General features: G+C 71.3%; 21 protein-coding genes. 14 read left to right on the top strand and 7 right to left on the bottom strand.

Annotation, left to right across the window (positions count from 1 at the left end; genetic code table 11):
• Window positions 1-36: 36 nt before the first annotated feature.
• From ACZ63J_RS44510 to ACZ63J_RS44500, 3 genes are all read left to right on the top strand, one after another.
• Window positions 37-954 (top strand): cation diffusion facilitator family transporter, encoded by a 918-nt coding sequence (locus tag ACZ63J_RS44510; RefSeq protein WP_465402518.1) that lies wholly within the window; start codon window positions 37-39, stop codon window positions 952-954.
• Between the two features lie 86 nt (window positions 955-1040).
• Window positions 1041-2567, top strand: coding sequence for an amino acid permease (locus ACZ63J_RS44505; protein WP_465314239.1), 1527 nt, complete (start codon window positions 1041-1043; stop codon window positions 2565-2567).
• Window positions 2568-2837: 270 nt separating this feature from the next.
• A complete protein-coding gene (locus ACZ63J_RS44500; RefSeq protein WP_465402520.1) occupies window positions 2838-3500 on the top strand; it encodes an LPXTG cell wall anchor domain-containing protein in 663 nt (220 codons plus the stop codon).
• Between the two features lie 48 nt (window positions 3501-3548).
• On the opposite strand, the gene ACZ63J_RS44495 is transcribed toward ACZ63J_RS44500, so the two are convergent.
• A complete protein-coding gene (locus ACZ63J_RS44495) occupies window positions 3549-5804 on the bottom strand; it encodes a hypothetical protein (protein ID WP_465336706.1) in 2256 nt (751 codons plus the stop codon).
• 91 nt (window positions 5805-5895) lie between these two features.
• Here ACZ63J_RS44495 and ahcY point away from each other — a divergent pair, with 91 nt between their 5' ends.
• From ahcY to ACZ63J_RS44475, 4 genes are all read left to right on the top strand, one after another.
• Window positions 5896-7368 carry an adenosylhomocysteinase gene (ahcY, locus tag ACZ63J_RS44490; protein ID WP_465314236.1) on the top strand — a complete coding sequence of 491 codons (1473 nt, stop codon included), beginning with the start codon at window positions 5896-5898 and terminating at the stop codon, window positions 7366-7368.
• Between the two features lie 110 nt (window positions 7369-7478).
• Window positions 7479-7766: a FitA-like ribbon-helix-helix domain-containing protein gene (locus ACZ63J_RS44485; protein ID WP_329055426.1), complete on the top strand. Its 288-nt coding sequence runs from the start codon at window positions 7479-7481 to the stop codon at window positions 7764-7766.
• Window positions 7760-8209, top strand: coding sequence for a type II toxin-antitoxin system VapC family toxin (locus ACZ63J_RS44480; protein ID WP_465314234.1), 450 nt, complete (start codon window positions 7760-7762; stop codon window positions 8207-8209). Before ACZ63J_RS44485 ends, ACZ63J_RS44480 begins: the two co-directional genes overlap by 7 nt.
• Window positions 8206-8547, top strand: coding sequence for a VOC family protein (locus ACZ63J_RS44475; RefSeq protein WP_465402522.1), 342 nt, complete (start codon window positions 8206-8208; stop codon window positions 8545-8547). Before ACZ63J_RS44480 ends, ACZ63J_RS44475 begins: the two co-directional genes overlap by 4 nt.
• A 1-nt stretch (window position 8548) precedes the next feature.
• Here ACZ63J_RS44475 and ACZ63J_RS44470 read toward each other — a convergent pair whose 3' ends face one another.
• Window positions 8549-9976, bottom strand: a complete 1428-nt coding sequence (locus tag ACZ63J_RS44470; protein WP_465402524.1) for an MFS transporter — start codon at window positions 9974-9976, stop codon at window positions 8549-8551.
• Between the two features lie 49 nt (window positions 9977-10025).
• Between ACZ63J_RS44470 and ACZ63J_RS44465 the strand changes: the two genes are divergently transcribed.
• Entirely contained in the window at window positions 10026-10631 is a 606-nt protein-coding gene (locus ACZ63J_RS44465) for a TetR/AcrR family transcriptional regulator (RefSeq protein ID WP_465402526.1), read from the top strand.
• Here ACZ63J_RS44465 and ACZ63J_RS44460 read toward each other — a convergent pair whose 3' ends face one another.
• The gene (locus ACZ63J_RS44460) at window positions 10632-11630 is read right to left on the bottom strand and encodes a hypothetical protein (protein WP_465314230.1); all 999 of its coding nucleotides are present in this window, start codon (window positions 11628-11630) and stop codon (window positions 10632-10634) included.
• Window positions 11631-11877: 247 nt separating this feature from the next.
• On the opposite strand from ACZ63J_RS44460, the gene ACZ63J_RS44455 reads away from it, so the two are divergent.
• From ACZ63J_RS44455 to ACZ63J_RS44445, 3 genes are all read left to right on the top strand, one after another.
• Window positions 11878-12456, top strand: a complete 579-nt coding sequence (locus ACZ63J_RS44455; RefSeq protein WP_465402528.1) for a papain-like cysteine protease family protein — start codon at window positions 11878-11880, stop codon at window positions 12454-12456.
• Window positions 12453-13217 carry a hypothetical protein gene (locus tag ACZ63J_RS44450; protein ID WP_465402529.1) on the top strand — a complete coding sequence of 255 codons (765 nt, stop codon included), beginning with the start codon at window positions 12453-12455 and terminating at the stop codon, window positions 13215-13217. Before ACZ63J_RS44455 ends, ACZ63J_RS44450 begins: the two co-directional genes overlap by 4 nt.
• Before the next feature lie 61 nt (window positions 13218-13278).
• Window positions 13279-13932: a dTMP kinase gene (locus ACZ63J_RS44445; RefSeq protein ID WP_465402531.1), complete on the top strand. Its 654-nt coding sequence runs from the start codon at window positions 13279-13281 to the stop codon at window positions 13930-13932.
• On the opposite strand, the gene solA is transcribed toward ACZ63J_RS44445, so the two are convergent.
• The 3 genes from solA to ACZ63J_RS44430 all read right to left on the bottom strand — a co-directional run bounded on the left by solA (window position 13921) and on the right by ACZ63J_RS44430 (window position 17645).
• A complete protein-coding gene (gene solA / locus ACZ63J_RS44440) occupies window positions 13921-15051 on the bottom strand; it encodes an N-methyl-L-tryptophan oxidase (protein ID WP_465402533.1) in 1131 nt (376 codons plus the stop codon). The genes ACZ63J_RS44445 and solA overlap by 12 nt on opposite strands.
• The gene (locus ACZ63J_RS44435; RefSeq protein WP_465402535.1) at window positions 15048-17105 is read right to left on the bottom strand and encodes an FAD-dependent oxidoreductase; all 2058 of its coding nucleotides are present in this window, start codon (window positions 17103-17105) and stop codon (window positions 15048-15050) included. Before ACZ63J_RS44435 ends, solA begins: the two co-directional genes overlap by 4 nt.
• 90 nt (window positions 17106-17195) lie before the next feature.
• Window positions 17196-17645 (bottom strand): hypothetical protein, encoded by a 450-nt coding sequence (locus ACZ63J_RS44430; RefSeq protein WP_465402537.1) that lies wholly within the window; start codon window positions 17643-17645, stop codon window positions 17196-17198.
• A gap of 64 nt (window positions 17646-17709) precedes the next feature.
• Here ACZ63J_RS44430 and ACZ63J_RS44425 point away from each other — a divergent pair, with 64 nt between their 5' ends.
• Window positions 17710-18678 (top strand): helix-turn-helix transcriptional regulator, encoded by a 969-nt coding sequence (locus ACZ63J_RS44425; protein ID WP_465402539.1) that lies wholly within the window; start codon window positions 17710-17712, stop codon window positions 18676-18678.
• On the opposite strand, the gene ACZ63J_RS44420 is transcribed toward ACZ63J_RS44425, so the two are convergent.
• Complete coding sequence (locus tag ACZ63J_RS44420; protein ID WP_465314222.1) at window positions 18675-19460, bottom strand: IclR family transcriptional regulator; 786 nt, start codon at window positions 19458-19460, stop codon at window positions 18675-18677. The genes ACZ63J_RS44425 and ACZ63J_RS44420 overlap by 4 nt on opposite strands.
• A gap of 164 nt (window positions 19461-19624) precedes the next feature.
• On the opposite strand from ACZ63J_RS44420, the gene ACZ63J_RS44415 reads away from it, so the two are divergent.
• Window positions 19625-19939 carry a bifunctional 3-phenylpropionate/cinnamic acid dioxygenase ferredoxin subunit gene (locus ACZ63J_RS44415; protein WP_465336205.1) on the top strand — a complete coding sequence of 105 codons (315 nt, stop codon included), beginning with the start codon at window positions 19625-19627 and terminating at the stop codon, window positions 19937-19939.
• A 157-nt stretch (window positions 19940-20096) separates the two neighbouring features.
• The gene (mtrA, locus tag ACZ63J_RS44410) at window positions 20097-20774 is read left to right on the top strand and encodes an MtrAB system response regulator MtrA (RefSeq protein WP_005150760.1); all 678 of its coding nucleotides are present in this window, start codon (window positions 20097-20099) and stop codon (window positions 20772-20774) included.
• Window position 20775 lies beyond the last annotated feature (1 nt).

Below are 20775 nucleotides of genomic sequence, written 5' to 3'. Positions count from 1 at the left end.
CCACCCGGACATTCAGGACCAACCAGGGGAGCGGTCGTGTCAGCTGGAGGCGGAACCAAGGCGATCATCGCCGCGCTCGCGGCGAACGCCGGAATCGCGGCCGCGAAGTTCGTCGGCTTCCTCGTCACCGGGTCGTCGTCGATGCTCGCGGAGTCCGTGCACTCGCTGGCCGACACCACCAACCAGGGCCTGCTGCTGCTCGGCCAGAAGACGTCGAAGCGCGCGGCCGACAAGGAACACCCCTTCGGGTACGGCCGCGACCGGTACTTCTACTCGTTCATCGTCGCGCTGATGCTCTTCACCCTCGGCTCGGCCTTCGCGATCTACGAAGGCGTCCACAAGGTCGGGCACCCCGAACCGCTCGACGCGCCGATCGTCGCGGTGATCATCCTGGTCGTCGCGGTCGGGCTGGAGGGCTACAGTTTCTACACCGCCGTCGGCGAGTCGAGGAAGATCAAGGGGAACACGAGCTGGTGGGGCTTCATCCGCCAGGCCAAGGAGCCCGAGCTCCCCGTGGTGCTGCTGGAGGACGCGGGCGCGCTGATCGGGCTCGTCTTCGCGCTCCTCGGCGTCGGGCTTTCGGTCGTCACCGGCAACCCGGTCTGGGACGGCGTCGGCACCCTCGCGATCGGCGCGCTGCTGGGCGTCATCGCGATCATCCTCATCGTCGAGATGAAGAGCCTGCTCATCGGCGAAGGCGTCACCGAAGGGGTGCTCGCGACGATCGTCGACGAGCTCGCCGCGGGCAAGGTCGAGCGGGTCATCCATATCCGCACGCAGTACATGGGCCCGGACGAGCTGCTGGTCGCGGCGAAGCTGGCCATGGTGCCCGGCCTCGACACCGCCGAGCTGGCCACGGCCATCGACGACGCCGAGGCCCGCGTGCGCGCCAAGGTGCCGGTCGCGAAGCTGATCTACCTCGAACCGGACCTCGACCGCAGTCTCGCGCGGTAGGGTCGCGCGCTCGGCGAGCCGTCACGCTCCTGACCCGATAGGGTGACCTACTGCGATACATGCAGGCCAGCCGCAGGAGGTCAACGGTGCCCGGAACGGGATTGTGGCGCACTAAATCCATCGAGCAGTCCATTTCGGACACCGACGAGCCGGACACCAAGCTCCGGCGGAACCTGAGCGCCTGGGACCTCACGGTCTTCGGTGTCGCGGTCGTGATCGGCGCGGGCATCTTCACGCTCACCGCCCGCGCGGCCGGTGACTACGCGGGCCCGTCGGTCTCGCTGGCCTTCGTGTTCGCCGCGATCGCCTGCGCGCTGGCGGCGCTCTGCTACGCGGAGTTCGCCTCGACGGTGCCGGTCGCGGGCAGCGCGTACACGTTCTCCTACGCCACGTTCGGCGAGTTCATGGCGTGGATCATCGGCTGGGACCTGATCCTCGAGCTCGCCGTCGGCGCCGCCGCCGTGTCGAAGGGCTGGTCGGTCTACCTCGAAACGGTGCTGGGCTACCTGTTCGGCAAGGGTGCGAAGACGACGTTCGACATCGGCAGCGTCACGGTCGACTGGGGCGCGCTGGTCGTCGTGGCGATCCTGACGACGCTGCTCGCCGTCGGAACGAAGCTGTCTTCGCGGGTCTCGATGGTGATCACCGGCATCAAGGTCGCCGTGGTGCTGTTCGTGATCATCCTCGGCATCTTCTACATCAAGGGAGCCAACTACTCGCCGTACGTCCCGCCGGGCTCGACCGGCGGCTCCGGCGAGACCGGCGTCGACCAGTCGCTCTTCTCGCTGATCGCGGGCGGCGCGAGCAGCTCGTACGGTGTCTTCGGGCTGCTGGCTGGCGCCTCGCTGGTGTTCTTCGCGTTCATCGGCTTCGACATCGTGGCGACCACCGCGGAGGAGACGAAGAACCCGCAGAAGTCCGTGCCGCGCGGCATCTTCGGCTCGCTGATCATCGTCACCGTGCTGTACGTCGCGGTCTCGCTCGTGGTCGTCGGCATGACGTCGTACAAGGACCTGGCCACCTCGGCGGGCGACGGCAGCCACAAGACGCTCGCCACGGCGTTTTCCGCCAACGGCGTCGACTGGGCGGCCAACCTCATCTCCTTCGGCGCGCTGGCCGGCCTGACCACCGTCGTCATGGTGCTGATGCTCGGCCAGGTCCGGATCATCTACGCGATGTCCCGCGACGGCTTGATGCCGCGCGGCCTGGCGAAGACCGGCGAGCACGGCACGCCCAAGCGCGCGACGCTGATCGTCGGCGGCCTGGTCGCCCTCGCGGCGACGTTCTTCCCGGCCGACAAGCTCGAAGAGATGGTCAACGTCGGCACGCTCTTCGCGTTCGTGCTGGTCTCGGCGGGCGTTCTGGTGCTGCGCAAGACGCGGCCCGACCTGCCCCGCGCGTTCAAGGTGCCGCTGGTGCCGCTGATCCCGATCCTGGCCATCCTGGCCTGCCTCTGGCTGATGCTGAACCTGACCGTGCTGACCTGGCTGCGGTTCATCGTGTGGATGGTGATCGGCGTGGTCCTCTACTTCGCCTACAGCCGCCGCCACTCGCTGCTCGGCAAGCGGCAGGCGGACGGCGTCGAAGCGCCCGCCAAGGCACCGGACGCCTAGCTTCACCCACCCGATCGTGGCGGCCCCGCCGACCTGTGTTCATGCAGGTCGGCGGGGCTTTTTGCGCATCCGCCCGGACCGGTCAGCGGATGACGATCTTGCTTTTTGTGCCTAAAAGGGGACCCCGTGTAGCGGGCGAAGTGACGTGCGATACCTTTCGATCCTTCGTGTGGCACCGATGGGTGAATTACAGCAGCGTGATTCAACCGTCGGTAGCGGCGCGATCACAGATTTCGCAGGTTCTCTTCCCCGCCGGTACAGGAGTTCTGAATGCGCAGTCGTACCTTCCGCGGCGCGATCGCGATCGTCGCGCTGACCACCGCCGCCCTTCTCGGCACCGCCGGCTCCGCGCTGGCCTGCCACAGTGACGACAACCGCCCGCACCCGACGCCGGGCAAGGCGACGCCGTGCGCCGAGGGCACGGACCTCAGCCAGAGCGACGTCGACTTCAAGATCGTCAGGAACCGCCTCAACATCTCGCAGGTGCACGAGGGCGTCACGGTGAAGCGCATCGTCGTCATCGGTGGCGACGACGGCTTCAACGACTACACCCCGGGCGCCAAGGGCCTCGAGAAGAACGCGCCGTGGAACGACCTGCGCGCGCCGTTCAGCCGCAACGGCCACCAGGCCGACATCGACAAGTGGTACCTCTGCGGCACGAAGACCAAGCCGACCGAGACCTCCAAGCCGCCGGCCACCAAGCCGACCGAGACCACGAAGCCGAGCTCCCCGGCGACCTCCGACACCTCGGTCTCGCCGACCAGCTCCACCGCTCCGGCCGCCGTCCCGGCGGGCAACGAGTCCGGCACCGGTGGCGGCCTGGCCAACACCGGTTTCGACAACATGTGGCTGGTGTGGATCGCCGCGCTGCTGCTGCTCGGTGGTGGCGGCCTGCTCGCGCTGCTGAAGTTCCGCCGCAAGGCTTCCGAGTGAAGCTGAGCTAGCTCACGGTCGAAGGCCCCTCGCTCCGGCGAGGGGCCTTCACTGTTTCGAGGGGAAGTCCCACAGCAGGCCCTGTTCGCCGCCGCGCGGCTTGCCGAGACCGGCGGCCATCGCGACGGCGTGGTCCCATTCGGCGTCGACGACGTAGTCCTGGTGCTTGAGCACCCCCGCCGCCCAGCGGTGCCGCCCGGTCGGGCCGCGCAGCGGGTCCGGCAGCCAGTGGTCACCGCCGAGGATCAGGACGCCGTTCTCGTCGGCCTTCGCCTTCAGCGGGCCCGAACCGCCTTCGGGCTGGAAGCCGACGCCGTAGAGCTGCCGGTCGGAGACCTCGTGCCGCCACGTCGTCACGCCGCCGCCGAAGATGTCGGTGCCGCGGCATAGGGCGCGCCACCGGCCCTCGAGGTCGGCGAACAGCCGCTCGAGCGCCTCCTGCGGCAGCAAGGCCGGGAACGCGCGCTGGTACCCCCACTGCAGCGGCGAACCGGCGGTCAGCACGCCGACGCGCTCGAGGTCCTCGGGCGGCAGTTCGGCCGCGAGCCGGGCGGCGGCCATCACCGTGAGCAGGCTGCCGAGGTTGTAGCCGGAGAGCACCACGCGTGTCCCCGGGTCGGCGAGGTGTTCCCGCGCCCGCGCCGCCAGTTCCGGGACGACCTTGAGCGCGTAACACGGCGGCACGGTCGGGTGCGCCGCGCGCGGCCAGAAGCACACGAGGTCGGCCAGCGCCCCGAGGTGCCGGCTGCGCTGCGGGGTGCGCGCGGCCGTGTAGACCACGCGCAGCAGGCCCGCGGCCAGCGCGCCGAGCGCGACGACCCCGATCGCCGACAGCGGCTTGAACCAGCCGGGGACTACGCCGAACCCGAAGCGCAGCACCAGCAGCGCGGCGCCGCCCGCGGACATCGCCGAAGCGACGGTCAGCGCCAGGTGGTGCAGGTGCCGCCGTTCCCACGCCGAGCGGGCCCACGCCGCCGCGGCCTGGGCCTCCTGCCGCTCGTCGTGCTCCATCAGCTCGACGATCGCCGGGACGCCCCGCCGCAGCCGGCGCAGCGGGACGGCGACCGCGAAGCCCAGCCCAGCGAGCACCGCGGCCAGCGCCAGCCCGGCGCCCCACAGCACCGTGACCAGCACGTACGTGTCGGGCACCTGCAGGTGTTCGGCCCCGGAAAGCCGTCGCACGGCTTCGGTGAGACCGGCGCCGAAGCCGCCGCCGAGCAGCCCGGCCAGCGCGAGCACCGGTGCGGCCGCCCAGCCGCCCGCCCACGGCCGCAGCCGGCGCGGCTTGTGCTTCCAGCCGGGCCGGGCCAGCACCGCGGCCGGCGCCAGGAACAGCGCGAACAGCACCGTGACGACGACCAGTGCCGCGCCCAGCCCTTCGACGACGCCGTTGGTCCCCGGCAGCGGGCCCGTGCCGGGGCGCAGCCGCACCGCGGCCACGACGACCAGCAGCCCGGCGAACGCGAGCACCCCGGGCCGCGCGAACCGGCCGGTGTCGACGCCGATCGCGGCGGCGATGACCGTGGCCAGCACCAGCGCCAGCGTGACGATCCAGACGACCAGGTCGAAGCCCTCGCCCGGCACGCGGAACGGGCCGCCGAGCAGCAGCAGCGCGACCGACGCCAGCGCGGCGACGGTGTGCAGGCAGCGCAGCGCGGGCGTCTCCGGGTCGGCGCGCATCCGCAGCGGCCCCGCGGTCAGGTCGCCGTCGGCGTGCACCGCCCAGGTCGCCGACGAAATCCGGTGCAGCACGAAGATCACGAGCAGCAGGGGCAGCACGCCGACCGCGATCCGCGCGGGGACCGAGCGGACGGCGTCCGGGACCACCGGCAGGCAGCCCGACCCGGGCGCGAGGCACTGCGCGGCGAACAGGTCGAGCGCGATCGCCGCGAGCTGGCCCATCAGCAGCATGGTCAGCAGCAGGGCGCCGACGCGCAGCAGGCCGCGGCACACCGCGCCGAGGACCCGCGCGAGCCGCCTGTCCGGCGACGCCGGCGGCAGCATCCAGAACGCGACATTGGCCAGGGAGAACGGGAACAGCAGCGCCCAGGTGGCCTTCGCGGCGCCGCCGGAGGTCATGCCGTGCCACAGGTACCCCTCGAGGGTCCGCGGGATCGACCGGCCCAGCGCCGGCAGCACCGGGCCGGGCGCCGGGCGGCGCAGCCGGTCCGCCGGGCGGATCACCCGGCCCAGCCCGTCGCCGGCGACGTCGACGGTCGCGACCGCGTCGAGCAGCGTTTCGCCGCTGGTGCCCACGAGCCCGGCGACGCGGATTTCGACGACGCGGGTGTCCGAGCCGGGCATGGCCACGGTAAGGGTCTCCTAACCATCTGGGGACTGTGGAGCGGACAACGGTAGTGTTCCGGTGTCGTCGAGTCTTGGAGGAATCGCCACTATGACCCCCGAAAGCGTTGCCCAGCGGCACCAGACCCGCGGCGGCATCGAGTTCGCCGTCGCCGACCTCGAAGCCGCCGAATTCGGCCGCAAGGAGATCCGCCTCGCCGAACACGAGATGCCGGGCCTGATGGCGCTGCGGCGCGAGTACGCGGAGGTCTACCCCCTGCGCGGGGCGCGGGTCTCCGGTTCGCTGCACATGACCGTGCAGACCGCCGTGCTGATCGAGACGCTCGTTTCGCTGGGCGCCGAGGTGCGCTGGGCGTCCTGCAACATCTTCTCGACCCAGGACCACGCGGCGGCCGCGGTCGTCGTCGGCCCGCACGGCAGCACCGAGGAGCCCAAGGGTGTCCCGGTGTTCGCGTGGAAGGGCGAGTCGCTCGAGGAGTACTGGTGGTGCACCGAGCGCATGCTCACCTGGGACGGCGAGGGTCCGAACATGATCCTCGACGACGGCGGTGACGCCACCATGCTCGTCCACAAGGGCACCGAGTTCGAGAAGTCGGGCGTCGTGCCGACCCCGGACGAGAACACCTCGGACGAGTTCCGCGTGTTCCTCGAGCTGCTGCGCGCGTCGGTCGCGGCCGACACCGGCAAGTGGACGAAGATCGGCGAGGGCATCCGCGGTGTCACCGAGGAGACCACCACCGGCGTCCTGCGGCTGTACCAGCTCGCCGCGGCCGGTGAGCTGCTGTTCCCGGCGATCAACGTCAACGACGCGGTGACGAAGTCGAAGTTCGACAACCGCTACGGCATCCGCCACTCCCTGATCGACGGCATCAACCGCGGCACCGACGTGCTGATCGGCGGCAAGGTCGCGGTGGTCTGCGGGTACGGCGACGTCGGCAAGGGCGCGGCGGAGTCCTTGCGCGGCCAGGGCGCGCGCGTGGTCGTCACCGAGATCGACCCGATCTGCGCGCTGCAGGCGGCGATGGACGGCTACCAGGTCCGCACGCTCGAGAACGCGCTGCCCGAGGCCGACATCGTCATCACGACGACCGGCAACAAGGACGTCGTGCTGGTCGAGCACATGGCGAAGATGAAGCACCAGGCGATCCTGGGCAACATCGGCCACTTCGACAACGAGCTCGACATGGCGGGCCTGCAGCGCTACCCGGGCATCCGGCGCATCACCATCAAGCCGCAGGTCGACGAGTGGATCTTCCCGAACGGCAACACGATCATCGTGCTGTCCGAGGGCCGGCTGCTCAACCTCGGCAATGCGACCGGGCACCCGTCGTTCGTGATGTCGAACAGCTTCTCCAACCAGGTGATCGCGCAGGTCGAGCTGTTCACCAAGCACGAGGAGTACGACAACGAGGTCTTCCGCCTCCCGAAGAAGCTCGACGAGAAGGTGGCGAAGATCCACCTGGACGCGCTCGGCGGAGAGCTGACGAAGCTCACCAAGGAACAGGCCGAATACATCGATGTGGATGTGGAAGGGCCGTTCAAGCCGGAGCACTACCGGTACTGAGGTTTTTGCGTTTCAGCAGGTCAAGGCCGCCCCGAAAGTGTTCGGGGCGGCCTTTTGTATTGCGTCATGAACAGTGATAGCTCGAATGGGTGACGTGTTATCATGGTGGGGTGAAACAGTTGATCACCCGGATCGACGACGAGCTGCACGCCCGGTTGAAAGCGCGAGCCGAAGCCGAAGGGCGCAGCATGAACGACCTGGTCACGGAAGCGTTGAGGGGCGTAGTGGCGAAGACCGAAACCCGCGCGGAGTGGAAGCGGCGACTGATCGCCGAGGGAAAGATCGTGCACGTCGAGCCGCCGGCTCGGGTGCCGACCCTCGACGAGATCGAAGACCTGTCCCGGGGCTGGGGCACGGCAGTGAGCGAGGCGCTCGACTGGACCCGAGGGGAGTGGTGACCATGCTGTACGTCGACACCAGCGCGTTGGTGACCGCCTACCTGCCGGACGAGCCGGAGCACGACAAGTTCCGCAAGCTGCTCCTCGAGGGTGGTGGCCCGATCGTGAGCAGCGACTTCACCCGGATCGAGTTCGCCGGCGCCATGACGGCCGCCAAGCGGACCGGCCGCATCCCCGATCCCGCAGCGGTGCTGGCGCACTTCGACCACCTCGCCTCCCCGGACGGGGACCTGGTGCTCATCCCGTTCCACCCGGACCGGGTCATTCCCGCGGCCCGGCGGCTGGTCACCGAGAACTACCCCGTGCGCACCCTCGACGCGATCCACATCGCGGTCGCGATGCACGACACGGCCGAGCTGACCGCTGGTGAACCGGTCACCTTCGTCACGCGTGACCAGCGTCAAGCCGAAGCGGCCGAGGCCAACGGATTCGAGGTGCTGTGACCGTCAACCTCTTCGCCGGTATCGCCGTCCGCGACTTCGCGGGCGCCGTCGCTTGGTACGAGAAGCTCTTCGGCTCCCCGCCGACGTTCGTCGTGCACGAGACCGAAGTGCTGTGGGAAGTCACGGAACACGGCTCGGTCTACGTCGTCGAGCGGCCCGAGCGGGCCGGGCTCGCCATGCACACCCTCTTCGTCGAAGACCTCGACGAGCGGGTCGCCGGGATCTCCGCGCGAGGCATCGAACCGGCCGACCAGGAGGAGTACGACAACGGCGTCCGCAAGATCATCTACCGCGACCCCGAGGGCAACGAGCTCGGCATCGGCGGCGGGCCCGCCTGACTCAGGCGCGCCGCGAGCGGGCGATGCCCCACCCGACAAGCGCGCCGGCCACGACGGTGAGTGTGACCCCCGCGATCATCACGGCGTCCCGGAACTGCGCGGTCTGCAGCGCGCTCCAGTGCGCCGTGGTGATGTCGCCGGTGAACAGGGCCGCGAGGATCGTGCCGGTGACCGCGATGCCGGCGCCGGACGTCACCTCGGTTGCAGTGTCGGTGAGGGCCGCGCCGATCGTCGTGCGGTTCTCCGGCAGGCCGCGCAGGACGTTGACGCCGGCGACCGCGCCGACCACGCGCATCCCGGCGGCCACCAGCACCAGCGTGATGGCGACCCACACGTACCCGAGCCGGCTGAACAGGCCGTAGAACGCGAGCCCGGCCACCACCGCCGAAGCGCTGAGCCACGCCGCCCGCTCGAGGCCGACGCGCTGCACGAACGGGCCGACAAACGCGCCGCCCGCGACCAGGACCACCACCTGCGGCAGCAGCCCGGCGGCCGCGAGCGCGGGCGGCCAGCCCCAGTCGAGCTGCAGCTGCAGCGTCACCAGGTAGCCGAGGCCCGCGGTCGCCAGCCCGGCCGCGGCCTTGAACGCCAGGCCGCTGGAGACGAGCGGGTGCGCGACGAGCTTCAGGTCGAGCAGCGGGTGCCGCGCCGAGCGCTCGCGGAGGACGAAGAGCACCGCCGTCACGACGGCCGCCGCGGTGGCCGCCCACGGTGTCCACGAGCCGGTGCCTTCGTGGACGAACAGTGTCGGCGCGACGAGCGCGAGCACGATCGTCACCGTGCCCAGCGCCGCGCCGGGGACGTCGATGGGGTCGCGGTGCAGGTCGGCCGGGTTGTCGGGGGAGATGCCGGACCGGATGCCGATGATCGCGAGGAGCGCGATCGGCACGTTGACCAGCAGCAGGACCTGCCACGGCGCGATCGCGAGCACAAAGCCGCCCGCGGTCGGGCCGATCGCGAGCCCGACCAGGCCGACCGTCGAGATGAGGGTCGTCGCGCGGACGCGCAGGCCGTCGTCGTCGAACAGTCGGAAGGCCAGGGCCATCGACCCCGGGGTGGTCATCGCGGCCGCGACGCCCATCAGCACCCGGACGGCGATGAGCTGTTCCGCGTCGGTGACGAACGCGGTCGCCAGGCTCGCCGCGCCGAGCAGGGCCAGGCCGATGAGCATGACCCGGCGCCGGCCGAACCGGTCGGCGACCGCGCCGAACGCCAGCATCAGGCCGCCGAAGACGACCGCGTACGCGCCGGTCACCCACTGCAGCGTGGTGGTCGACGCGCCGAGCTCGCGGCCGATCGTCGGCAGCGCGACGTTCAGGATCGAGTTGTCGAGCATCTCGAAGAGGAACACCGCGGACAGGCCCGCCAGGGCGATCCACGCCTCGCGCAAGGACCGGGGGGACCGGGCGGTGACAATGTCGGTGGTCATGCCACTAAGTTAACTCACTAAGTTTAGTGACACAAGAGAGGGTGGTCGGATGCCCAGGACCAGCGAGCGGGGCGGGCCGCAAACGCGGGCGAAGATCTCGGAGGTCGCGACCCGGCTGTTCCTCGAGCGCGGGTTCGACGAGGTCACGGTCGCCGAGGTCGCGCGGGAGGCCGGCGTCTCGAGCGTGACGGTCTTCAAGCACTTCCCGCGCAAGGAGGACCTCCTGCTCGACCGCCAGGTCGACGCGGCCGACGTCCTGCGCTCCGCGGTGCGCGACCGCGCTCCGGGCGTCGACGTGCTCGACTCCCTGCGCGACGCGACCTTCCGGCTCCTCGACGAGCGGCACGGGCTGTCCGGCGTCGCCGACGGGGCGATCCCGTTCTTCCGGACGGTCGCCGCTTCGCCCGCCCTGCTCGCGCGGGTGCGGGAGATCGGCTCGGACCTGCAGCGGCTCCTCGCCGACGAGCTCGCGAGCGACCCGGCCTACGACGGCGACGGGCCGCTGTTCGCCGCGTTCTTCATCGGCGGTTACGGCACGGTGCTGGTGGAGACCGCGAGCCGGCTCATCGACCAGGGTGACCCGGACGCCGTGGCGGCCGACCACCGCGAACGGCTGGAACGGCTGTTCACCGCACTGCGGAACGGAGTGGGGTGATCAGTTCCACTCGACGGCGACGCCGGCCAGCCCCGGCCCGGCGTCGCTGAAGAACGCGCTGCTCACGCCGCCCATGTCGCACGCCAGCTCCTCCGCCACGACCGGCAGGGCGTCGTCGCGGGCGCGGACCTGACGCGTGCAGCGGGCCGGCAGCGCGTTGCGGTCGAAGCGCAGCTGGACGAGGTAGCTCGCGCACCGGTCGCGCAGCATGCGGTAGTACCCCGGTGACGCCGAGCCCGAGTCGTCGCGGACCTCGAAGCAGAACACGTGGATGTCGCCCTCGGCGAGCTTGCGGTCGAACAGCAGCTCCGTCGCCATCGTGTCCGCGTCCGGGTTGCGGCGCATCCGCCCGACGCGGCAGCCCTCGTCGGTGATCAGCTCGACGTCGTCGATCCGGCAGCCCGGATCGCCGTTGTAGACGGTCAGGTAGCGGTCGGGGCCGTGCCGCCGGGCGCGCGTCACCAGGCGCGTACGGAGGCTGACCTGGCGGTGCTCGGCGTCGAACTGGATCGTGTCGTGGACCGACAGCAGCTCGAGGTCGGCGTTGTAGTGGTTGGACGACGGGTACGCGCCGAGCTCGGCGAGCAGGTCCTCGACGATCGACCCCATGTCACCGGAACGCAGGTCGTGGAACGACGCCGCGGGCTGGTGGCCACGGCGGACCAGTCGCGGTCCGATGAGGACCACGAGGGCGTCCGCGGGCAGCTGGAGGACCGATTCGAGGGCCCGGACCGCCGGGAGCGCCTTCGGCACTTCGGGCTGGCGCAGCCCGCGTTGCCAGTAACTCAGCGTCGACTGTCCGATTTGGACCCCGCGCAGGGCGAGGTGGGCGCGCAGCCGCGCCAGGGAGAGGCCCCGGTAGGCGATCGCCAGCCGCAGGGCGTGGTGGAACTCGCCGGTGCGGAGCGCCTCGGTCAGCTCTTTGGGCAGCTCGGCGACCGATGCCCGGGTCGCGCGGGCGCCATCGATGATCAGTGGGAGGTTCCCGTCTTGTGCCACCGCTCGTCCCTTCACCCGACCAGTGTGTGCGCTGGGCGTGAACACCGCGGAACGTTCACGTTAGCAGCGTAGAGTGGCGGTGCCGACCCCCGTTCAGGGTGGTTGGCCACGTGATGGTGACTGTTCCGCGTTCCGGCTGTGCCCCGGAACGGTCCGTTCAGCCAGATGGCGTTCTTGCTCCTTGTGACCGCGTTGTTCACCGTTGTGACCACCGCTGGTTCGCCCACGTTCGAGCAGGAGGCCGTCCGTGCTGGTGAAGTCGAGCCGGGTACCCGCCACGTTGGCCGTGTGCCTGATGTTGTGCCTGGTCGCGCCGGCTCAGGCCCTGGCCGCCGCGCCCGGAGTGCCGCCCGCCCACCAGACCCGGATCACGATGCAGGCGCAGCAGAAGAACCAGTGGTGCTGGGCCGGTTCGGGCGCCACGATCGCCGCGTCCCACGGCGTCGGGGTCAGCCAGACGCGCTTCTGCCAGCTCGCCCACGGCGAGACCGGCCAGGACTGCGCGAACCTGACCGGCACGCTCGCCGACCCGCAACGCGCCTTCGCCCGGCTCGGGTTCAGCTCGCCCGGCCGGTACCTCGACCACCGCGTCTCCTACGCCGACGTCCGGACGCAGACCGCGGCCGACCGGCCGATCGAGACCCGCGTCGGCTACCGCTCCGGCGGCGGCCACACGCACGTCGTCTCCGGCTACGACACCGGCGGCGACTGGGTCACCTGGAGCGACCCGGGCGCGTCCCGCCGGTACAACTGGTCCACCTACGGCTACTACACGCACAACTCGTCGTTCACCTGGACGCACACGCTCACCGGGATCGCCCGATGAGCAGGCGGGCGCTCGTGCTCGCCGTGCTGACCGGCTCGGCGCTGCTGATGACGGCACCGGTGTCAGGCGCGGCCCAGGCCGCCGGCATCAGCAGCGCCGACGCCGTGGCCGCGCACACCGCGGCCGCGGCGCCCGGGCTCCGGGACACCCTCGTCCGGTTCTTCGCGCAGGCCCCGGGGGCGCAGGCGCCGGTCTCGGTGGAGATCGCGCCGGACGCCTACGCCGTCTACGAGCTCTCGCCGGACTTCGTCGGGGGCAAGCCGGGCGCGGCGCCGGGGGACTTCGCCTACTTCGCGATCCCCGTCCGGGCCTCCGACGGCCGCACCGCGACGCTCTGGTCGGTCCGCGACGGCGACAGCGCCTGGCAGATCGGCAACATCGCCTCGGGTGACGTCGAAAGCGCGTACGCGCGGAAGCTGCCGGCGGGCGCCCAGCTGCTGCACGAGCCGCAGGTCGACGCCTGGTACGCCGTCTGCGACGGCCGGGTCACGTCGTTGTCGGACGACCGGGCCGCGATCACCGTGGCCGACTACCAGCGGACGGTTTCGGGGCGGTACGCGGACAAGCTGCCCGGCTCGGCCTACGCCCGCGACGGTGAGGCCGGCGGCTACGACGCCACCTCCCAGGTGATGCCCCGCGGGGACGGCGGCCCGGCGCCGTCGAGCCACGACACGGGCTGGGTGCCGTTGCTGATCCTCGTCGGCGTGCTCGCGGTCAGCGGCGCCGGGTACGTGCTCCACCTGCGGCGGAACCCCGCATGAGACGTGCCGGCGGGCCCGGTGTCGATCCCCTTCCACCGGGCCCGTCGGTCCACCACCGATAATGACGCGCGTGGGTCGACTGGTGGTCATCGAAGGGCTCGACGGCGCGGGCAAGCGGACGCTGACCGACGGGCTGACGGCGCAGCTGCGCGCCAAGGGCGCGAGCGTGGTGTCGCTGGCGTTCCCGCGGTACGGCGAGAGCGTGCACGCGGACCTCGTCAAGGAGGCGCTGCACCGCGGGCACGGCGACCTCGCCGACTCCGTGTACGGCATGGCGGTGCTCTACGCGCTGGACCGCAGCGGCGCCGCGGACCACATCCGCGCGCTGCGGGACGCGCACGACGTCGTCCTGCTGGATCGTTATGTCGCATCCAACGCCGCGTACGCGGCCGCACGCCTGCGGCAGGACGCGAACGGCGAAGTCGTGAAGTGGGTGTGGGAGCTGGAGGTCGGCCGGTTCGGCCTGCCCCGCCCGGACGCGCAGTTGCTGCTGCGCGTCGAGCCCGCGGTGGCGGCCGAGCGCGCCGAACGCCGCGCGGCGGTCGAGACCGACCGGGAGCGCGACGCCTTCGAGACCGACGACGGCCTCCAGCGCCGGTGCGCCGCGGTGTACGACGAGCTGGCCGCGTCGGGCTGGCTGGCGCCGTGGCACGTCCTGGACGGCGTCACGGGGGTCGACCTCGAAGCGCTCGCGACGACGCTGCTAGGCCAGTAGCCGCGCCGGGTCGAAGTGGCCGATGGGGTGGGCCGTGCCGCCGTCGACCACCAGGTCCGCGAGGACCTCGCCGATCACCGGGGCGAACTTGAACCCGTGGCCGGAGAAGCCGCACGCGAGCACAACGCGCTCTTTGGCCGGGTGCCGGGCCACCACGAAGCTCTCGTCGGCGGTGTCGGTGTACATGCACGTCGCCGCACGGAGGAACGCGCCGGGCAGCGTCGGCAGGTGCCGCTTCACCACCGACGTGATCTCGTGGATCTCGTCAGCTGAGACGTTTCGGTCGATCCCGTCGGGGGTGCACGGCCGGCCGCCGCTGTGGAACGCGACCTTCACGCCGTCCGCGGGCGCGTTGTGCGCCGGGAAGCCGTAGAACGTGTAGCCGTCGCCTTCCCAGATGTAGACGGGGTGTTCCCGGAACGGCGCCACCCCACCGGACGGCGCGAACCAGTACTGCACCTGCCGCCGGACCGTGAACGCGACGCCGAAGTCGCGCAGCAGCTCGGCCGCCCACGCGCCGGGAGCCAGCACGAGTCGGTCGGCCGTGTAGTAGTTGTGCGAAGTGCCGACGCGCACGCCGCCGGCCATCGTGCTCCAGGTGAACACCTTCTCCTCGTGGTGCAGCTCCGCGCCGCACCGCGCGGCGAGCTGCAGGTGCGCGGCGACGCTGCCCTCGGGGGACACCAGGCCGGCGCCCGGCTCGTACAGCCCGACCTCGTCCGCCGACGGCGTCATGGTCGGGAACCGGCGCCGGATCTCCCGCGCGTCGAGCAGCTCGTGCGGGACGCCGAACGCCGTCGCCGAAGCGAGGCTGCCGGTGATCGTCCGCGAGTCCGCCGTGCCGACCATGATCCCGCCGCAGCGCGTGAACAGCCGCCGTCCGCTGTCGCGTTCCAGGCCGTCCCACAGTTCGTGCGCGCGCAGCAGGAGCGGGACGTACTCGGGGCCTTCGAGGTACGCCTGGCGCGTGATCCGGGAACCGCCGTGGCTCGACCCGCGGTTGTGCACCGGCGCGAACTGGTCGAGGCCGAGCACCCGCTGCCCGCGCTGCGCCAGCCGGTACGCCGCGGCGCTGCCCATGCCGCCGAGGCCGACCACGATCACGTCGTAGTGCGTCATCCGACCCTCCCCGGCACGCGGGTCCCGGCGTGCTCGATCGCCACCGGCGTCCCCGGCTTGCCGTACTCGACCGGCAGCCAGGCGTAACCGATGGTTCTTCCTGTGGTGTGGCCGAAACCGGCGCTGGTGACGTACCCGGCCGCGCGGCCTTCGACGTACACGGGTTCCTTGCCCAGCACGACGTCCTCGGCCGTCAGACGCGTCAGGCGGCGGCTCACCGTCGCTTCGGAACGGTCCTTCAGCGCGTCGCGGCCGAGGAAATACCCCTTGTCCATGCGGACGGCGAAGCCGAGCCCGGCCTCGTAAGGATCGTGTTCGGTGGTGAAGTCGACCCCGGCGGTACGGCCGCCTGCTTCCAGTCGCAGGCTGGTCAACGCTCGATAACCGGCGACGACGATGTCCCGTTCGCGCAGCTCGTCCCACAGGCGGCGGCCCAGATCGGCCGTGGTGTGCAGCTCCCAGCCGGGTTCGCCCACAGTGGACAGTCGCAACGCGACGACCGGGACGTCGCCGACGTACGTCTCCTCGGCGGCGCAGTCCGTTGTGGACAGTTCGGGCAGGACCTCGCCGCTCGACGGTCCCCACACACCGAGGCAGCACGTTCCCGGGGTGGTGTCGTGGATCTGCACGGTGCCGTCGCCGGGCAGGTGCCGCCGCAGCCAGTCGAAGTCCAGCCGGCCACCCGCGCCGACGTGGAAGCGCTCGACGCCGAGCCGGGCGACGGCCAGCTCCCCGCGCAGGCCGCCGTCTTCGCCGAGCAGCAGTGTGCGGGTCACCGTGCCCGGCGGTGTTGCCAGGTCGTTGGTGGTCATGGCCTGCAGGAACGGCAGCGCGCCCGGCCCGGTGACGGCGAGCCGCGGCGCGGGCGTGAGATCGAACATCGCGACGCGCTCACGGGCCACGCGCGCTTCCGCGCCCACCTCGGTTGCGTACCGCTCCGGCCGCGCCCAGCCGTCCACCGTCCCGAAGTGCGCGCCGAGTGCCTCTTGGCGCTCGTGAAAGGGGCTGGTGCGCACCGGCGCGGTGAACCGGGCCGACGGCGCGAACCGGGCGAGGTCACAGCCGTGCAGGGCGAGCGACGGCTGCCCGTCGACGAGCCAGCGCGCCAGCTCGCGCGCGGCTCCCGCGGAGTGCTCGACGCGGATCGCCTCGGCCACCCAGAAGCCGTCGAGGTCCGGGTGCTCACCGAGCAGCGGTCTGCCGTCCGGGGTGCCGGGGAGCACGACCGCCGTGGTCGACTCGACGCCGGCGTCACGCAGTGCGGGCAGCAGGTCGGCCGCCGCTGCGACACCGAAGCCGAGCCGGTCGACGTGCTCGCGGACGTACCTTCCGGTCCCGAGGTGACGCAGCACGGGCTTGCCCGCCTGGACGTGTTCGTCGTTGTGGCCGGCCAGATCCGGCAGCGGCGACGTCAGCGAGTACTCGTGGGTCAGCGCCACCTGCGGGACGCTCAGCCCGACGAGCCCGCCCGAGCCGTCACAGGAGACGACCACGTCGGCACGGAACCGCCCGGCCGCGGTGACCACGCCGGTGACGCGCCCGGCCGCACGCTCGATCGTCACGGCTTTCTCGGTGGTGAAGCGGGCTCCGCGCGCTTTCGCCCGCCGAGCCTGAGCTTCGGCCGCGCGCCGGGCGTGCACGAGGCCGTCGCCAGGGACGTGGAACCCGCCGAGCACGCGGGTCCGGTCGAGGAGCGGGTGCAGGTCGGCGCACTCGTGGGGGGTGCGCAGGAACCCGCGCACCCCCCACGACGTCGCCCAGCCGTGCCGCCGCTTCAGCTCCGTGACCTGGTCCGGAGTGGTCGCGAGCTCCAGGCTGCCCACCGGGTTGAAGCACCACTGGCCGTCGAGACCGGCGTACTTCGCGACGGTGTACTTCGCGAACTCGGTCAGCGTCCGGTCCGGGTCGGTCCGGAACACCAGCCCCGGCTGGTCGCCGGCGTCGTCGACCCCCAGGACGGTGACGTCGGTCCAGCCGCGTTCGGTGAGTTCGTCGGCCAGTGCGCAGCCGACGAGGCCGGCGCCGAGGACGACCACCCGGGGCCGTGCTGCCATCGCGTTCCCTTCCGGGGCGACGAAGTTGCGTCTTCGGCAACAAAGTGCGTCATGCGCGACGCACTGTCAAGCGCCCGAAAAGGTGCCCGCTCAGGCCCGGGTGAACTCCATGACCCAGTTGGGTTCCCAGCTCTGCCCGCCGTCGGCGGAGAACTCCTGCTCCCAGCGGGCCGAGGTGTCCGTGATGTCCGACCAGATGTAGTGCGCCCGGATCGGCTTCCCCTCGTGGACGTCGTCGCCGTAGAAGTCACCGCGGCCGTCGGTGAAGGTCCCGGCGACCGGCGGCTGGAGCACGCCGGTGCGGCTGTTGGCCCAGTAGATCGACCACTCCTTCCGCTCGACGTCGAACAGGCGCAGCGTGAAGCCGCGGAAACCGCGGTCCGGGAAGAGGATCTCCTCGGTGTTGCCGCCGCCGTCGAACAGCGGGGTGCAGGTGGTGGTGCCGGGGAAGACGTCCCAGTCGTCACTGCCGGCGAAGAGGGTGCGGAGCCGCCGGCTGACGACGGTCCAGGAGCCGTGGAAGAAGGCGAAATCGGTCATGCCGGTGATCTTGGGCCGCCGTCACTGACATCTTCTGTCAGTGGTCGCTGGCAGACTTCGCCGGGTGCGTGCGAGCCGGCTGGTGTCCCTGCTGCTGTTGCTGCAGAACCGCGGGCGGATGAGCGCGTCGCGCCTCGCGGCCGAGCTGGGCGTGACCGCGCGGACCGTGTACCGCGACGTCGAGGCGCTGGCCGCCGCGGGTGTCCCGATCTACGCCGAGGGCGGCCCGAACGGCGGCTACCAGCTGCTCGACGGCTACCGGACCCGGCTGACCGGCCTCACCGCGGGCGAGGCCGGTTCGCTGTTCCTCACCGGCCTGCCGCAGCCGGCCGCCGAGCTGGGCCTGGGCGCCCAGGTGGCCGCGGCCGAGCTGAAGCTGATGGCGGCGCTGCCGACGCCGTACCGCGACGCGTCCGTGCGGATCCGGCAGCGGTTCCACCTCGACGCGCCCGGCTGGTACCGGGAAGCGGACCCGGTGCCGCAGCTGCTCGCGGCCGCGGAAGCCCTGTGGCAGGACCAGGTCGTCGAGGTCCGCTACCGCCGCTGGTCGCCGACGCCCGGCGTCGTGACGCGGCGGCTGCGCCCGCTCGGCCTGGTCCTCAAGGCGGGGGTCTGGTACCTGGTCGCCGGGCCGCGGCCGCGTACCTACCGCGTCACCAACATCGAACGGCTCACGGCGCTGGACGAGCACTTCACCCGGCCCGAAGGCTTCGACCTGGCGGAGTTCTGGCGTGAGCACGTCGAACGATACGAAGAGAGCGAAGCCGCCGAGACGGCCGTCGTACGGCTCTCGCCGGCGGGGATCGCCGCCCTGCCGGACATCCTCGGCCCGCGGGCCACCCGCTTGGCGCTGCGCACGCTCGAACCGCCGGACGCCGACGGCTGGCAGCGCGCGACGATCCCGCTGGAAAGCGTGCCCCACGCGGCCGCCGGGCTGCTGCGGCTCGGCGCGGACGCGCAGGTGCTGGCCCCGGCCGAGCTCGTCACGCACCTGGCGGAGACGATCACGGCGATGGCCCGGCTGTACCCCTAGTCCCGGAAGTAGCCCAGCTGCGCGGAAAGCTCGTCGGCCGCGTCGGTCATCGGCCGCACGATCTGCTTGACCCGCTGCTTCGACAGCCGGTACGACGGCCCCGACGCGCTCATCGCGGCGACGACGTCCCCGCCCGGGCCGTGGATCGGCACGGCGACCGCGTGCATGCCGAGCTCGAGCTCCTCGTAACAGGCCGCGAAGCCGTCTTCAAGGACCCGTTCCAGCTCGGTCATCAGCTCGTCCGGCTCGACGGTCGTGCGCGGGGTGTACTGCTCCAGCTTCCGCTTGAGCACCCGCTTGCGCTCGGTGTCGCCCATGTACGCCAACAGGATCTTGCCGCTGGACGTCGCGTGCAGAGGGGTGCGCTGGCCGGTCCAGTTCTGCGTGGTGATCGCCGCCGCGCCGCGCGCCTGGCTGATGTTGATCGCGACCCCGTCGTCGGCGATGGCGATGTTGACGGTCTCGCCGAGCTCCTCGGCCAGCGTGCGGCAGCTGACGCGGCCGAGCTTCGCCAGGTCCATCCGGCCGGTCGCGGCGCCGGCCAGCCGCACGATGCCGAACCCGATCGCGTACTTCCCGCGTTCGCCGAGCTGCTCGACGAGGCCTCTGGACTCCAGGACGCTGAGCAGCCGCGACGCCGTCGACTTGTGGACGCCCAGCTCGCCCGCGATTTCGGTGATGCCGGTTTCGCCGTTCCGGGCGAGCAGCTCGAGGACGCTGATCGCGCGGTCGACCGACTGCACCTGGCTTTGAGTTGCGTTGCCCGAGTCCTGGTTCCGCATAGCGCAACAGTATCCGTTTTGCGCCGTCCCTATCGGCTGAGTGGGCGAATCTCTTGACGCGGCCGCCGTCGGAACCGGATTGTTGCGCAGGAAGCGCAGTGTCGCGCGATGCGCAACTTTCACCCGTTGTCCCGGTTTCCCGTCACCCGTTCCCGGAGGCCCCGATGATCCGCGCCTGCGCCACCGCCGACCTGCCCGAGGGGGAGTCCCTCCGCATCGAAGGGCCCGTCCCGATCGCGCTGTTCCACACCGAAGACGGCTTCTTCGCGATCGACGACACCTGCACCCACCAGGACGCTTCCCTCGCCGACGGCTGGCTCGAGGGCTGCTTCGTCGAATGCCCGCTGCACGCGGCGCGGTTCGACCTGCGCACCGGCGTGCCCACCTGCCTGCCGGCCAAGGCGCCGGTGCGGACCCACCGCGTGGTCGTGACCGACGGCGCCGTGTTCGTCGACGCGCCCGTCCCGGCCCTTCCCTGAGCCTTCCTCCGCAGGTCCGTGAAGGCCGCGTCCCGGCCTTCACGGACCGTCCAGGGGCACCCGGATGGAGCAGGGGCCGGTGCCGATCTTGATCTTTCTGGTGGTCAAACACGCGGGTCGTGCGTGCGGGCGCCGGAACTAGTGCGAATATGTGGACATGAAGGCACGTGTTCTCGTGGTCGACGACGACCCCGCCCTCGCGGAGATGCTCACCATCGTGCTCCGTGGGGAGGGGTTCGACACGGCCGTGGTCGCCGACGGCTCACGCGCGCTGCCCGCGCTGCGTGAGCTGAAACCCGACCTCGTCCTGCTCGACCTGATGCTGCCCGGGATGAACGGGATCGACGTCTGCAAGGCGATCCGCGCCGAGTCCGGGGTGCCGATCGTCATGCTCACCGCCAAGAGCGACACCGTCGACATCGTCCTCGGCCTGGAGTCCGGCGCCGACGACTACGTCGTCAAGCCGTTCAAGCCGAAGGAGCTGGTCGCCCGGGTCCGCGCCCGGATGCGCCGCACCGAGGCCGAACCCGCGGAGTCGCTCACGATCGGCGACCTGGCGATCGACGTGCCCGGCCACGAGGTCACGCGTGAGGGCAAGGCCATCCCGCTGACCCCGCTGGAGTTCGACCTGCTGGTGGCGCTCGCGCGCAAGCCGCGTCAGGTGTTCACCCGCGAGGTGCTGCTCGAACAGGTGTGGGGCTACCGGCACGCCGCCGACACGCGCCTGGTGAACGTGCACGTCCAGCGCCTGCGCTCGAAGGTCGAGAAGGACCCGGAACACCCCGAGGTGGTGTTGACCGTTCGCGGCGTGGGGTACAAGGCCGGCCCGCCGTGAT

This window comes from Amycolatopsis sp. NPDC104863 (assembly GCF_055582965.1).
This window is presented reverse-complemented; position numbering and strand designations above follow the sequence as displayed.